Source organism: Rhodopirellula sp. J20-39 (assembly GCF_057365095.1).
Genome location: NZ_CP195123.1, coordinates 4,519,091 through 4,534,714 on the forward strand (window position 1 = coordinate 4,519,091; position 15,624 = coordinate 4,534,714).

At 55.4% G+C, this 15,624-nt stretch carries 11 protein-coding genes; 4 read left to right on the forward strand and 7 right to left on the reverse strand.

What is annotated here, in order from left to right; translation table 11 throughout:
• Positions 1-16 precede the first annotated feature (16 nt).
• Positions 17-910, forward strand: coding sequence for an SDR family NAD(P)-dependent oxidoreductase (locus ACR3ZL_RS16465; protein ID WP_473652029.1), 894 nt, complete (start codon positions 17-19; stop codon positions 908-910).
• A 93-nt stretch (positions 911-1,003) separates the two neighbouring features.
• On the opposite strand, the gene ACR3ZL_RS16470 is transcribed toward ACR3ZL_RS16465, so the two are convergent.
• The 7 genes from ACR3ZL_RS16470 to larE all read right to left on the reverse strand — a co-directional run bounded on the left by ACR3ZL_RS16470 (position 1,004) and on the right by larE (position 11,070).
• Positions 1,004-1,450, reverse strand: a complete 447-nt coding sequence (locus ACR3ZL_RS16470) for a hypothetical protein (RefSeq protein ID WP_473652028.1) — start codon at positions 1,448-1,450, stop codon at positions 1,004-1,006.
• Positions 1,451-1,636: 186 nt separating this feature from the next.
• Positions 1,637-3,121 carry a sulfatase gene (locus ACR3ZL_RS16475; RefSeq protein ID WP_473652027.1) on the reverse strand — a complete coding sequence of 495 codons (1,485 nt, stop codon included), beginning with the start codon at positions 3,119-3,121 and terminating at the stop codon, positions 1,637-1,639.
• Positions 3,122-3,805: 684 nt separating this feature from the next.
• Entirely contained in the window at positions 3,806-5,098 is a 1,293-nt protein-coding gene (locus ACR3ZL_RS16480) for a DUF1559 family PulG-like putative transporter (RefSeq protein ID WP_473652026.1), read from the reverse strand.
• Between the two features lie 264 nt (positions 5,099-5,362).
• Positions 5,363-7,471, reverse strand: coding sequence for a serine/threonine-protein kinase (locus ACR3ZL_RS16485; RefSeq protein ID WP_486172788.1), 2,109 nt, complete (start codon positions 7,469-7,471; stop codon positions 5,363-5,365).
• Positions 7,472-7,537: 66 nt separating this feature from the next.
• Entirely contained in the window at positions 7,538-8,158 is a 621-nt protein-coding gene (locus ACR3ZL_RS16490; protein ID WP_473652023.1) for an RNA polymerase sigma factor, read from the reverse strand.
• Positions 8,159-8,512: 354 nt separating this feature from the next.
• Entirely contained in the window at positions 8,513-10,117 is a 1,605-nt protein-coding gene (locus ACR3ZL_RS16495; protein ID WP_473652022.1) for a protein kinase domain-containing protein, read from the reverse strand.
• Positions 10,114-11,070, reverse strand: a complete 957-nt coding sequence (larE, locus tag ACR3ZL_RS16500; protein WP_473652021.1) for an ATP-dependent sacrificial sulfur transferase LarE — start codon at positions 11,068-11,070, stop codon at positions 10,114-10,116. Before larE ends, ACR3ZL_RS16495 begins: the two co-directional genes overlap by 4 nt.
• A gap of 141 nt (positions 11,071-11,211) precedes the next feature.
• On the opposite strand from larE, the gene lepB reads away from it, so the two are divergent.
• The 3 genes from lepB to ACR3ZL_RS16515 all read left to right on the forward strand — a co-directional run bounded on the left by lepB (position 11,212) and on the right by ACR3ZL_RS16515 (position 15,506).
• Positions 11,212-13,392 (forward strand): signal peptidase I, encoded by a 2,181-nt coding sequence (gene lepB, locus ACR3ZL_RS16505; protein ID WP_473652020.1) that lies wholly within the window; start codon positions 11,212-11,214, stop codon positions 13,390-13,392.
• A gap of 78 nt (positions 13,393-13,470) precedes the next feature.
• The gene (lptB, locus tag ACR3ZL_RS16510; RefSeq protein ID WP_486172789.1) at positions 13,471-14,514 is read left to right on the forward strand and encodes an LPS export ABC transporter ATP-binding protein; all 1,044 of its coding nucleotides are present in this window, start codon (positions 13,471-13,473) and stop codon (positions 14,512-14,514) included.
• Between the two features lie 215 nt (positions 14,515-14,729).
• Positions 14,730-15,506 (forward strand): SDR family NAD(P)-dependent oxidoreductase, encoded by a 777-nt coding sequence (locus ACR3ZL_RS16515; RefSeq protein ID WP_473652018.1) that lies wholly within the window; start codon positions 14,730-14,732, stop codon positions 15,504-15,506.
• Positions 15,507-15,624: the final 118 nt, after the last annotated feature.

Consider the following 15,624-nt stretch of genomic DNA (forward strand, 5'->3'; position numbering starts at 1 on the left):
AGCCAGGCCTTCCCAGATGTCGTCAGTTCCAGATCATTCCCCAGGTCGCACCACAGATCTCGCCCGTAGCCTTGTCGGCAAACGGGCCCTTATCTCAGGAAGTTCGCAGGGGATCGGCAGCGGGATCGCCGTCGAACTGGCCAAGGCCGGTGCGGACGTGACCATCAACTTCCCTGGTGCAGCGAGCGGATGTTCGAACGAGACAAACAAGCGAGACCGTGAATTGGCCGATCAGGTCGTCGACCAATGCGCTTCGCATGGCGTAAAGGCACATGCGATCGCGGCGGACATGGGCCAGCAAAGCGAAGTCGAACGACTCGTCGCCGAAGCCACTAATGCCATGGGCGGCCTGGATATTGTCGTTTCGAACGCTGCTTATAGCGATCGACATCTGATGCTCGAGTCCGACTTAGATGAAGTCCGCAAGACGATCGACGTCACCATGTGGGGTGCATTTCACCTGTTACGATGCGGAGCTAAGACCATGGTGGACGCCGGACAAGGAGGGAACGTCGTTATCATCAGCAGTCCCATGGCGCACTTACCGATCCCAGGCGCAATGGCGTACAACATGTCCAAAGCGGCCATCGACCAAATGGCTCGAACCGCTGCCGCCGAACTGGCCAGCCATCGCATTCGAGTCAACATCGTCCATCCCGGCTGGATTGACACGCCTGGTGAGCGGAAGTTCTTTAGCGAAGAAACCTTGGCATTCGAAGCGGCTCAACTCCCTTGGGGGCGACTAGGCCGCACCGACGAAATTGGACGAGGCGTTGCGTTCCTATGTGATCCGGCTAGCCAATACATCACCGGGACCACACTGACAATCGACGGTGGTATCCAGTTACCCTGGCGAGAAATGTACCGAATCGAAGAGGCCAACAAAGCGGCTTCCAAAGAGGACAACTAACGACGGCCCTAGTTGCCGCTGAAGAGGTAGTATCTAGCCACGTCCAACGCTCGCTGACGAACAGTCGCCATTGAAGCTTATCTAGCTAGGTCGTCATCCAAATTCACAGCGGATCTTTTCCACGTCCAGCAAACCCAGCTTTGCGTACATTTGGGAATAGTCGACCACGTTGTGACACTGGTAGATCAAGCAATCTTTCAGTCGGCCGAAGACACCGACTTCGATCACAACATCGCATCCCGATTCGCGGTGCACGCCTTGAAGTTCCATCACAAGCGAGAAGTCGTTGCCTTTCACCATGACAAACGACAGGTCGGCACGTTGATGTTCGACTCGCGAGTGCAGTGCCTGGTACACCGCCTGCACCTGGTCGACGCCTTCTAACACTGCCGGTGACATACCGGTCGCGATGCATTCAGGGTGAAAATAGTCCTCGACGCTAACTAACGCCGGGGAGGTCCATGCTTGCTTAGCCCACGACAACAAAAAGGCCCGGTTGATCGATTCGATCGGCGTTAAAGGGGGCTCGTCAGGTCGCATGGCAAATCCTGCCCTCGTCCAGTGCTAACAAGGTAACCAACTTAATCGCTACTTAGTTTAGCACTGGAACCAACACTAGGGTGGGCGCTGGGCACCGGCGAAATTGAAACCAAACCCGATCGTCACCATGACCCAATTTCGAAACGATCAACACAGTCAACGCCTTAACTCAGACCAAAGACCAGCCTATCGCTGGTATTCTGGCTTCCAAGGCTCGGCACCATTTCGAGGCTGCAAGAATTTTGCGTCAACGGATTGATACCAATCGTGCAGTTTCTGTCGCATCTGGTCGACTCGCTCTGGCATCGACTCGGCAAGGTCATTGCTTTCGCTAAGATCGGCCTCCAGGTCGTACAGGTGAACCCGCCCATCTTCGTAGCGTTCGAACAACTTGTATTTCCCTATCCGAACCGCACCACCGGGAATCCCGCCTTGGTTACTGTAATGCGGGTAGTGCCAATACAGCGCCTCGCGATCGAGCGACTTACCTTCCAACGCCGGTCGGATATCAATTCCATCAATCGGGTGTTCGATCTTTCCGCCAGCAGCGCCAACCAATGTCGGGAACAAGTCAATGGAACAGACCGGAACATCGGATAGAGAGCCTGGCTCGGTCACGCCTGGATAACGAACGATCCAAGGTTCGCGGATGCCACCTTCGTAGACCCAGCCTTTGCCGCCACGAAGCGGCAAGTTGCTGGTCGGTGTGCCTTCGGACGTCGACAGCCCGCCGTTGTCGGAAGTGAAGACCACGATGGTTTCGTCCTCGACGCCGGAGTCCTTCAACTGTTGTAGAACTTTTCCGACCGCTTGGTCCATCGCTTCGACCATTGCGGCGTAGACGGCGTGCTGTTGCAGCACGCGGACCTTCCGCTTGGCGTTGCCCAAGACCTGCTCTTCTTCAGCGAAGATCTCTCCTTCGATGGAAGCCGCCTTTTCTTTGTACTTAGCCACCAAGTCCGGTCGGCCCATCAAGGGTGTATGCACCGAATAGAACGCGAGGTATGCCAAGAAGGGTTGTTCTTTGTTCGCATCAATGAACGCCGCCGTTTCTCTCGCCAGGCGATCGGGCAAATGATCACCTTCCGGGCTTTCCTCGTCCATCTGTGGGTTTTTGAATGGCGCGAAATATCGCTTGCCGGTGTAGGGGCCGCCGCCCTTGTGTCCGCCGATGTTGACGTCGAAACCTTGATGCTGAGGATAGAACTCCTCGCTTTCACCGAGGTGCCACTTGCCCGCAAAGAAAGTCGCATAACCTTTTTCGTTTAACGCTTCCGCGACGGTGACTTCGTCCAACGGCATGTTGCTGTGCAGCGGCGCCGGGTTGAATTTGCCTGGCCGTTTGCCTGAAAAGAAATTGGTCGCTTGCACCCGAGTAGGGTACTTACCGGTCATCAAGCTGTAGCGTGTTGGCGAGCAAACCGGGTTCGCTGCGTAACCGTCCGTAAACCGCATCCCCGAAGCTGACAGCCCATCGATATTAGGCGTGTCATAGAAACAATCGGGATTGTTTGCCCCGATATCCATATACCCCAAGTCATCGACAAGAAAGACAACCACATTGGGTGGTCGATCCGCAGCGTCGAGATTGCTCGCAAGCAACGAACAAGATACTAAGACACCTAACGCCATGACGCACGGCAAGAATCGCTGGGAGGCTGACTTTTTCATATTCAATCGACTGGAAGGTAGAGCACGAAGCAAAACTGATCGGACTACTAACATAGTCCAACCAACTAGACGATGACAACGCAATGAAAGTCGCTACCACTGCCCTTGATCGCTTCTCAAGCAAACTTCTCGCCCGTGAGAAATAAGTAGCGTAACGAATTCATATTGCCGCTTGCCAACGCCTGCATTGGGAACGGCTCTCAGCGACAATTAGCGTCGTCACTAAACGATTTCGCCCCACTCGACTTCCCATAGAAAAAGTCTTGCGGGGCGATATTGCGTTTCACTTAGACCGAGTCACTGGCGTGCTCAACCAGCGAAATCTTGAAAGTCTCTACAACCAGTCGGGCACTCCCGATTATGGCTTAGAGTCCCTCCACTTCTTCCGCTGACTCTTCCGATTCAGACCGCTCTAGGCTTCTGGCTTGCATTTCTTGCAACTCTTGGAATGTCATTGTGCCTTGATCAGTGACCAATCCACCCTCCGGTGATCCACAGCCGGTAAACCCGACAAGCCCGCACATAAGACAAAAGAGAAAAGTATGTTTCAACATGAATGGTTTACCCCGAAAGTGTTTTTAAGTTGGAAGACTTCGTTTCGCCCAAACCTCCGTCCCGCCTTTTCGACGCGACGGAGATTGTTGTGAGAAGCGGAATGGTTCGGCGATACGCCGAACGGGTTGGCTACAGTTCTTCTTCGATCGTTTCCTTCGAAGCACGAGTTCCCAAGGCACCCCAAAGTCCGTAAGGGCTGATCGAACCAGGAGCACTGACGCCGGTGCCGTTCTGGGCAACTGGGGTAGCAGTTTGATCACCGGCATCAATCGAGTCGGTAACGAACTTCACCGCACCGTCGCCAAGCAACACGTGGCAACCACCTTGGTGACGGCTGCTAGCCGAAAACACACCGGATCGGTTGTAGACGTTGTTCGTTCCAAGTTCGTTCGCAGCTTGGAAACAAGCAGCGGAATTGGGTGAGGCCATCGTGGTGATCTGACTGAAGACTGGAAAACCACTTGCCCATCGGTAACCGCGAAGCTTGTCTAGCTCATTTCCGCCGAAAATTGTCGAGAGAGGCGTTGTAGCACTGCTGCTCCAGAACTGCGGCCTTTCAGCATCGATACCCGCGTTGTTGGAGCACTGACTCGGCGAACCAACTGGAACCATCGGAGTGCCGCCCGATTCTCCACGAAGAGTCACTGCACTGTTGTTGGCCAAAGGATCAGTCCGCGTGTCTCGGTCGCCGAGATCCGTTGCAATTTCACCCGCGATGACGGTGTTTGCCAAACCATCGAGAATGTCTCGGAACGCCATTCGCTGACGAGGAACAAACGCACCGCGTTGACTTGCACGAACCATCTGAGAAAGCGTGCTGTTACGAGTCAAGTGCTGGTTAGCCGCACCGACGCCACCTCGGAAAGGGCTGTCTCCGGTGCAAGCTGCGTAGTTGGTTCGGCCATAAGCTGGAAGACCAACGCCTGGATCACTTGGGCAACGCAGCGTCGGAACCTGAGTCAGGTAAGGAGGGTAGTTAGCGACGTTAGGAGACGGACCAAAAGCAACCCATGGTTGACTTGGTGAGCCCCATCCGGATGTCCCACCATCAGTACGACCAATCAACGGATTCGAAATCTGTTCCCACAAGGCCTGGCCTTCAAAGAACGGAAGGAGCCCGACGAAGATACTGTGTCGTTCTCCGTTTCCGTTCGTTCGGTTTGGGTGAGAGCCAGAATTGTTCCCGTGTCCCGTACCTGACATTAGGGTAGGAAGCTGTTTGTAGGCGGAGTGGTAGTTGTGAACAGCCAAGCCAATTTGCTTGAAGTTGTTGCTGCAGCTCATACGCCGGGCCGCTTCACGAGCAGCTTGCACGGCGGGAAGGAGCAATCCAACCAAGACTCCGATGATGGCGATGACAACAAGCAACTCAACAAGTGTAAAGCCTCGTGAGCCACTGCGTGGACTTCCGGAAATAGGCATCTGAACCTCTGTGCGTATGGAATTTGATAGATCGGAAGAGACAAATGACCGCCTCTACTATTACTACCGAGCGCCAAAGCGAGGATCTAAACACTTCGCACAAAGAATTTCTAAATATTCCCCGAAGATCGCCAAAAAGCGGTAAGGATGGCCCCTTTACTGAATCTGCTGGCTGTCCAGCGGCCCCTCTACAGAAAGACGCGAGCCGCTGTCGCCGTGAAGATAGCTTGCTGTCGGCAATTGCTCTTATTGCTGAATATGGAATTAATCGACGACGACTTCGATCGATGCAGGAAAACCCTCAAGAGCGGATTCAGATGCTTGTTCGGGGGACAGATACACCTTCCGGAGTGTGAGGTTGCTGTACAACGGCGACAGATCCGTTACCCCGGTATCGCGAAGGTCGAGTTCAAAAAGGTCGAGGCTGGACAGCTCACTCAAATCAGTGATACCCGTTTCGCGAATATCGAGTACGCGTGGTTTGAGCGTGTGCACCAAGCTGAACCGAGCAGGATGATGCCAAGACTTTTTTGCAAGCGTGCGGTTGAGATGTTCAAGCCCCATGCCTCGCAGTCGTACCGTTGCGGTTTCCGGGTCATAAGTAATCCCTCCTGGATCCCAGGCTGGATTATTGTGCCCGATCCATGTGCGCACGATCTCGAGCTGATCCATTGGCGTTCGGTGATTGAGACTGTCGTAGATCATCAGCTTTTCAGCCAATGGAGCACGCCACCGGTCGGTGATCAAAAGTTCGTCAATCAACTCAATGAGATGAGACGTCCCCAGATAACCTTCCTCGTTCAGGTGAGGCAGGTACTTGTTAGCGAGCGTGACAAGTGACTCGGTAATCTTCTTGCCTTCCTTGTCCAGCTTGAGTGCTGCCTCAAAGTCTTGGGTCAAGAACAGGACCCAGAACTTTTGAGTCCAGGCGAACGAGGCTGGGGGAGGATCAAATACGAGAATGGAATCGAGGTGATCGAGCGTGTGCTGGATGCCCAGCCGCACAGACTCGCCATTCTCCAGCGCCGAATCGATCACGAATTCTGAATGCCGGGCCGCCGCTATGATTTGACGATGGCGGCGCTTGTCGGACGCTGCTTTTTCGGCCATGTACATCGCCAAAGAACCTTCCGCATCAAGCTGAGCCGTTTCGGCCCGCTCCAACGCAGCAACTGTATCAAGCCGCGCCAGTTCGGCGCGGTTCTGGGCGTCTTGGGAATTCAAGCGAGCCTGTACAGCGACCGCTTTCGCTTCCAACGCTCGATCGCGACTACGGTTCAACTCGACTAGAAAATAGGTGACGCACAACGCCAAAATGCAAAGCATTCCGAGCGTCAGCGAACAGGCATCACGATGACGTTTGTAAAACAGCGATGCTTCACGCAGCAGACTTGGTTCTTCCACCGAAGTCGTGAAGCCGTCCAAGAAACGAATAATATCTTCACGTACGTCTTCGACCTTTTGATATCGATTGGCCGGATCAATGGCCTTTGCCTTCTTGACTGTGGCCGCCAAAGCGGAATCGATCGTCGATATTTTCGCGTTGGCTTCCGATGGTGCTTGGTAGGTTAGCAATTCCTGCAAAAGACATCCAAGTGCGTAGATGTCCATTTGCGGAGTCTTGGGTTGCCGCCGGTTCTTTTGCTCCGGGGCCATGTAGATCGGCGTTCCGCTAGATGATTCCAACAACGCACCATAAAGATCTGGATCAAGCAGCACCGTGGAATCATTTTCACCGGGTTGATGGGCCATCACCACACCCATCCCCCAATCACATACTTTCACCTCACCGAATTCACCCACGAAGATATTTTCGGGTTTAATATCAAGGTGCAAAACCCGACGCGAGTGCGCGTAAGCCAACGCGTCGCATACTCGCAGGAAATACCCCAAACGCTTCCGTAACGGATGCGCACTGTCGCCTTTGCTCGCATCAAGGTCCTTCACGACCTCGCGTAGCGATCGGCCTTGTTTCAATTCCATCGTGAAGAACGGTCGACCTTGATCGTCGACATCCATGTCAAACAAATCGATGATGTTCGGGTGGTCCAAACGTGCCGTCAGGTGGGCCTCACGCAAGAAAGCATCGAAGTGATCGCTGGAATATTCCGGTAGCGGCTTTGCCATCGCGACATGCCGCGCGGCCTTTGCGTCATAGACACGGTACACCTCCTTCATCCCGCCACGCCCGATCAATTCGGGGTGTTGGTAACGCACCTTGATGCGTGAGATCGCACAAAAGAGCGGACAGATATCATCATCCGTTTCCAAGCAGTCCGCGTATGCCAGCGATGGATCCGCTTGATCAAAGACGTCATCAACGATCGGCTTGATTCGCCGAATGGACTCTCGAGAAGGATCGATTGAGGTCATGAAGATGTTTCAGAAATAGTGTCGGCCCGATGCCCGGTACGGCCAGTGAGCCTGATGACTGGTTGGCTAGGGCGTGTTTTCGGGGAACTCGAGTTCCCGCCGCAGCTCGTAAACTTCACGCACCAGCCGTTTTTTCACTCGGTGCTTGAGAACATAAACACTGTCTTCGCTCATGTTCAAATCTTCGCTAATCGCTGAAGCGGATTCTCCTTCGACACTACGGACGAATACATCAACCGCGTTGCCGGAAAAAAGCGTTCGTATTCGATCGAGAGCGAGTTCGACGACATGCTCGCGCCACTCCGCTTCGATCTGCTGCTCCAACTCAGAGACCGCGATGGAAATCTCCTCGACCGTTTCCAGGTCCGCGTCGACCGTTCGCTGACTTCGTTTCTGCTTGCGGTGCCAATCAACTGCGGTGCTATGGATCAAGTGCGACAACCAAGTACGAAACCTCGCTCGCTGCGGAGCATGTTGATAGTTGGCAAGATCTTTCCAAAGCCGCATCAACGCTAACTGACACGCATCATCAATGTCGGAACGTGGCACACCCAGACGAGCTAGAACGCGCCCGACGAAAGGGCGGTAGTACTCCAGCAGCTCTTCCCAAGCCGGATGATCTTTGCCGGACTGCGCTAGTTCCAACAGTGAAATCCGGGTCGGCAGGTTCTGCGAATTGTGATTCATTGATACGAGCTTGATCCTGACGGAACAATTCAGTGTAACGTGAATGAACTACCACAAATGACCAGCGGTCGCCCCCCCGGCTACACACATAGCCAGGGCGAGCGACAACGAATAAGTCACCAAATGCTTTCGTCTAACCACATGCTGAAAGCTACACCTACGGATCAGTGTACTCCGCTGGCGATTCCTCGTGCCATACGCCGGTCCAGAAGCACGAGCACTTTTCGAAAACAGGCGTCGATCTCAAGCGGTCTCTTTGCCTCGTGTACGACAGACAACCTTCGTATTTATCAAGACGGAAGCGACGGGCAACTTGATGAACGTGAGAGCAAATCACCGGTGTGGCCGAACCGGTTAATCGACCAAACCGAGCGACAAGCGTTCTTCGCTAGGAACGATGCCTCGAAAGGACTCCAGTGCCGCTGGGTTATCGGAAGCCAAGGTTTGTACCTCGCGTGCGATCTGGCTCTTCAACTGGCTCGCCTCACGCGGCTTATCGGTCGCGACCGCGATTGCATGGCGGTGCACCGTGGCGACCAAACTGTAGAGTCTTTTCAGCGACGCGGATTTCTGCAGATCGTTCAGCAGCACCTGTGCTTCGTCATAGTGCCCTTGTTCGATATACAACCGCGATAGCTGCAGCGTCGCTTTGTGGTGGTAATCCAAACGCACCGGCATTTCTTCGGCTACCTCATCGGCAGGAAAGTACTCCATCACAGCCTGCCAGCCTGGTACGTCGTTGCGAGTGATCGCGATCAGGTATTGCTGGGCAATGGAATCGGTTCTAGAAACGATTGGCCCTCGCAATTGATTTCGTATCGAAGATGGACGCGTGGCGGTCGCTGTCAGCCCGCCTACAACTAAGGCGACCATCGACAGGATGCCGATCAAGATCCGGCGACGAGTTTGCTTCTTGCGTTCTAATTGAGAGCGGTCAACCACTCGCTGCAATCGCACTGTCGCGGATCCGGCGCTCAATGATTGCCCCGCCGATTGCCCCGACGTTCGTTCTCGGGAAGAAAGCGGAGTCACAGTCGAAGATTCAGTCGTGATCGCACCAGCAGCCTGCGTGACCACGGTCGCTCCGCTGGTATCCAACTTGCCCGCGTGCTGGTCCACTACGGCAAGCAGCTCGCTGGCCGACGAAAACCGACTAGATGGAGACTTCTGTAAACAGCGGGTGACTAGCGAAACCAACCAACCCGGTAAGTCCGATGTACCACGCACGCGGTCCAAAGGCAAAGGCGTTTCGTTGATGTGCTTGACCGCCAACGCCAACGGTTCTTCGTCAGTGAACGGCGGCGCACCGGCTAGCAGGTGATACATCGTGACGCCAAGCGAATATAGATCGCTACGCGCATCCACCGGATGCCCCTGAATTTGTTCGGGGCTCATGTAGCGAGGCGTACCGAGCGTCAAACCAGCACGGGTCAAGTTGGCGGTACTGGAGTCCACTGCGGTCAACATTCGAGCGAGACCAAAGTCGGTGACTTTGATTTCCTTGTCATCGCCCTGCATGATATTTTCGGGCTTCACGTCCCGGTGAGTCACCCCGGCATCGTGAGCAACCTGCAGTGCGCCGGCGACACTTCGTAAGACGTTGATCGCTGCATCGGTCTGCAGCGGTCCTTCGCGATCAAGTAGTTGCTTAAGATTGATTCCATCGACGAGTTCTTGGGAGATAAAGTGAACGTCACCGACCTCTCCGAATTCATAGACCTGCACGATCGACGCATGATTCAGGCGTGCCGCGGCTTGGGCTTCCCGTTGAAATCGCTTCAGGTTTTCTTGATCACGTTGGCGATCGTCGCCGCCGGACTTGCCCGGTCGCAATACCTTTAAAGCAACATCGCGTTGCAGCTTCATCTGGCGAGCGGCGTAGACATCCGCCATCCCGCCGCTGCCAATCTTGCGAAGAATCTGATATTCGCCCAATCGCTGGCCCGTTAGATCACTCATCGGCTGATCCCCGACAACTGAACTAGGCCTTCGTTCATGCTGCCCGATCGCAGACCGACTAGATCAAGGGTAACGTTGCGAAACCCGAGAGACTGGAAATATTGCGACAGCGATTGGGTAGCCTGTAACTGCACCACACGGCTCAAGTCCGCCGGTGGCACTTCGATTCGTGCCAATTCGCCGGCATGCAAACGAACTCGAAGATCGCCCAGCCCCTGTGCTCGCAACCAGGCCTCGGCGGCATCGATTCGCCCCAGTCGCTCTGGCGTCACTTCCACGTGATATTCAATGCGGCTAGCCAAGCAAGGCGAAGCGGGCAAGTCAGCGTTGCTGAGTCCAAAGCATTCCGCAATCTTCCGCACCTCTTCTTTACCGATTCCAAGATCAGCCAAGGGAGTATGCACGCCTGCGTCACGTCCCGCTTGGATCCCCGGGCGATGATCACCGAGATCATCAGCATTGGTTCCTGACACAATCACCGCCGACCGCTGCTGTGCGATCGGCTGCAAGTGTTCGTACAGTGTTTCTTTGCAGTAGTAGCAGCGGTTGGTCGGATTGCTTCGGTACGCTTCGCGGCGTCCTTCGTTCGTGTCAACAAACCGATGCTCGATCGCGATCTCGGCTGCTACGCGAACAGCCAATTCCGCCTGCCAACTGGCCAGCGACGGTGAGCGGGCGGTCACGGCAATGCAGTGGTTAGGAAGGCAGTGGTTAGGAAGCTCGGCCAGCCCCGATGGCGCTGCTGTCCCGGCGGCCCCCGAAAAATGTAACGGGTCCGCCCCACCGGCCTCATTGGCAAGATACGCAGACTCCGAAGGCTTGGTGCTTTGAGGCGATTTCGCCCGTATGGCTGCAGCAGCGATCACGGAACTGTCGACTCCGCCGGAGAACGCGACGACGATCGGCCCCAGTGAACTCAGTCGGTCGATCAGTTGTTTTGCGGATTCGAGCATCAGGCGTATGAAAAAGTGAAGCTGGGGCCAACAAAGCTTGAACAAGTGGGGTGGGCGCTCAAGTAGTCTACCTTGCTACACTGCTTGTTTCCGCCCCACTGCTTTTGTTTCCGTCCTACCTCTCCAGTCGCGATTTGCGAAATGACCGATCCCACGCCTCACCCCCATCCTGCCGCTTCGCCCGAATCGGGCTCAACCGCAACCAAGGCGGGGTCGCAGGTGAGCGATGAATCCCAAGCCGGAGCAGACGAAACCCAAGAAACACCGTCAGCCCAGGAAGCCTGGGATGCTTTGCCCGTTACGCAGCAGCGAGCCGCTGTGTTCCGAGTCCAAGGCGGACGGGAAACGATGGAGGCTTTTGTGGTCGCTTTCGTTTTGGCGTTGTTGTTCCGAGCTTTTATCGCTGAAGCGTTCGTTATCCCGACCGGTTCGATGGCACCGGCTCTGATGGGGGCCCACAAGGACGTCTTTTGCGACCAGTGCGGCCAGCAGTTCCCGATCGGTGCGAGTTTGGAATTTCGGTCTCCGGAAGTGGAAAACGTCGTCGTGGGCGGAGTATGCCCGAATTGTCGACGCGTCAATTCGCTCGATATCGCTAACACGCCTGACGACACCACGTTCAGCGGCGATCGAATCCTGGTCAGCAAATTTGCTTACGCGATCAGCGATCCAGAACGCTGGGACGTGATCGTTTTCAAGGTCCCTGTGAACCCTAAACAAAACTACATCAAACGTTTGGTGGGCCTTCCCAACGAAACACTGACGATCCTGCACGGCGACGTTTACGCTCAGCCCGGCGTTGCCGACCCGGAAAGCGGTGGCTTAGCTAGTGGACCAATGACTGGCCCTGGCGATCTAGGCCTATCCGGCGGTTCGGTTTCGCTGGGCAAAATCCTGCGAAAACCGCCATCAACTTTGCTGGCGATGAAACACGTCGTCTACAACAGCGACCATCAAGCCGAAGCGATCATCCAATCGGAATACCCCGCCCGATTGCAGCCTTGGAAAACCGGGGCGAAAACGCCGCCCTCCGATTCGTGGCAAGTCACGCGCAGCGAAAATGGCTTAGTCGCCAAACTTCCCGAAACGGCTGGCAAGGCGAAGTCGCCTAACTGGCTGCGTTATTACCACCACTGGCCAAGCGACCAGCAATGGCGGGACGCGATCGCTGGAAAATCCCTGGCGTCGCAAGATCCTTACCGCAGTCATCTGATCACCGATTTCCACGCCTACGATGCCTACCTATACGTTGACTCCGATCGCGTCTACGACCTGAAACCATCGCCGATTCGCGTTTCGAAACTCAAACGCTTGATGGGCCAAACGCACAGTGAGGGAGTCTTCCGTCCCGACTTTGAATCCGGTGGAGACCTTGCCCAATTCCGCAACAACCTTCGCTATGGAAGCACCGGGCATGCGACTGAAGGCATGCACTGGGTTGGCGACCTGATCGTGGAAACGGACTTGGAAACGTCGGCGGATGCCCAGTCCGTAACGCTGGAAATCGTCGAAGCCGGCGTTCGATATCAGTGCCAAATCAACCTGAAAGACGGCCTCGCCACGATGTTGATCAACGACGGTCAAGAGCGGGCGTTCGACGCGGTTGATGGTGAAACCACCGTAAACGGCAGTCCCCAATCCAGCACGCCAATTCGTGCCGGAGCCCGGCACTCGGTGCGTTTTAGCAACTGCGACAACCAACTTCTGCTGTGGGTGGATGATGAGGTAATGAGCTTCGACCGTCCGACGACGTTTGATGTTAACTCGTTCTTGCCGTTTGCAGATGTGCAGCCAATTTACAACGGTCCTGGCGATCCAGGTGATGCGTCGCCGGTGGGAATCGCGGTGCGTGGCGGGGCGGCGACGCTGCACCAATTGACGATCGATCGCGACAAGTACTACATCGCAACGAACAATTCCCAAGAAGCGATGCTGGACTACGACATGCAACAACTCAGCGATTTCGCTGGCGTGGCTGTTCGCCAACAGGAGATCCAAGCGGTCATGGGCGAACCGACAATTTGGAGCGAGTTCCCCGGCTGGGCGAGTCGCCGTCGAGTTTCCTTCCCGGTCGGCGAAGACCAATTTTTCCCCATGGGCGACAACAGTCCCGAAAGCCTCGACGCGAGATGTTGGGCGGGAACGAAGGAGAAATACGGGCGAGACCGAAGCGTCGATCCGGATTCCTATCGCTTTGCCAACGCTTCGTACGTCCCCCGCGATTTGTTAGTGGGTAAGGCGTTGGCGATTTTCTGGCCGCACCCATGGCGTTCACCTGTGCCGATGACGCCGAATTTCCAGCGGATGAGGCTGATTCGCTGATTTCGAGATTGTGTCAGACAGCAGATTTTGCGAAACCAGGGTCGGTATTTCGCACTCACAACGCTGTCGCCGCATCGCATGTCAGACGATTTTGATTCCGCCGTTGATTACGACTCCCAAGTCGGCGTCGCTGTCCAAGGCAACCCGATCCTCGAAGCACACGGTCTACAGAAAACGTACGGCCGAAGGCGAGTCGTTGACGGCGTTAACCTAGCCGTCGGGGAAGCCGAGATCGTCGGTTTGCTGGGCCCCAACGGTGCAGGCAAGTCAACCAGCTTTCGGATGATTTGCGGCTTGGTCCAACCCGACCGTGGCCGCGTTTATCTTGGTGGGCAAGATGTCACCGATTGGCCGATGTTCCGTCGTGCCCGCGATGGGCAGATGGGTTATCTGCCACAAGAACCCAGCGTCTTCAAAAAGCTAAACGTCGAACAAAATATCTCGGCACTGCTGGAATTGCTCGGCTTCGACCGGAAGCAACGCCAGTATCGCACCGACGAGTTACTGGAAGAATTCAATATCACCCACATCCGCAAAAGCCCTGCGGCGGGTTTGAGTGGTGGTGAACGCCGTCGATTGGAGATCGCACGGTGCTTGGTATCCAACCCACGCATCGTGATGCTCGACGAGCCGTTTGCGGGGATTGACCCCGTCACCGTCCAATCGATTCAGGGTGTGATCACCCAGCTTCGCGATTCAGGCATCAGTGTTCTGATTACTGACCACGCGGCCCGAGAAATCTTGACAACGGTCGATCGTTGCTACGTGATCTATCAAGGCCAAGTGTTGATCGACGGAACACCGGACGAAGTGAAACGCCACCCGAAGGTACGCGAAGAATATCTTGGCGACCTCGATGCTGCGGCCGGGCTGAGTGCCCCCGGGACCGTCCCCACGACCCCCAACGTCCAAGCGGCTCCAGGCCAACAAGTTCGTATCGACAACGCCCATCCGCCGATGGCTGGTCCAAAGGTGCTGCCCCCAAGGTGCCCTCGTCAAATATACCGGTGCAAAAACCACGGCGAGTCCGCGTCACCGACGTGTAAGTACGAGCGAAACGCTCTCATACGAGTCGAAATCCCAGCCCGCTCGGCGACACGCCTCGTCTCGCCAGCACGCTGAACTGGATCGCACCCAAGGCGAGCGTTCAACGCTACGCCTTTCTTCGTTGATACCCTGTATCTCCAGCGACCGGGTGATCACACCGCGCCCAAGGTTCGTGCCTACGCATGCGCCAATGGATTTCGGCACATTGAACTATCGTAACGAAGCGGTCGTACTGCGGCGGAACGCGTCCGATACTCACCCTCCGTCTCTCGCCTTACGAAAGAACCACCGTGATCACCAAACTCAACAATCAAACCGTGTTCGTATCGGGTTCAACCAAGGGTATCGGCAACGCGATTGCATCACGGTTTGTTTCGGAAGGTGCCAACGTTGTCGTGCACAGTCGCTCGGAAAAGTCCGCAGTGCAAACGAAAGAGGAAATTGGTGCCGCCGGCGCGGTGTGGGGCGATCTCGCAAACGCCGAAGGAACGAACCAAGTGCTGGAACAACTCAACGCGTTCGCGCCCGTTGAAGTGTTGGTCAACAACGCTGGCGTGTTCAGCGTGGAAGATTTCTTCGAGCTCGAAGACGATGTCTGGATGGCCTACTTTCAAACCAACGTCATGAGCATGGTGCGACTCTGCCGAGCGTTGATGCCCAGCATGCTGGAGCGGAACTCGGGTTCGATCATCAACGTTGCTAGCGAGGCGGCGATCAAACCGTTGCCTCAAATGATCCATTACTCCATGACGAAGACCGCCATGCTGTCGATTTCACGTGGACTTGCGGAACTGACCAAGGGGAAATCGGTACGAGTCAATTCGCTACTGCCGGGCCCCACCTGGACCGCCGGAGTCGAGGATTACTTCGCTGGTCTGGCCAAACAAGAAGGCCGTCCTTTGCAAGAAGTCCTGGATAGCTATTTCGTTGAACACGAACCTACGTCGTTGATCCAACGGTTCGCGACTGTGGAAGAAGTCGCCGACGGAGCGGTCTTTCTCGCCACCAACGGAGCGGTCAATGGAAGCTCGCTACGAGTCGAAGGCGGTTTGATTCGATCGGTCTAGCCTCGTTATCCCCCGATAGGCGGCGACTTTGGCAACCGACAATTTTGGACTAGCATAGCTGACTCGAAACATTCCCACCTCAGAGAAGCTCATGAAGACCCCACTTATCCTGTTGCCC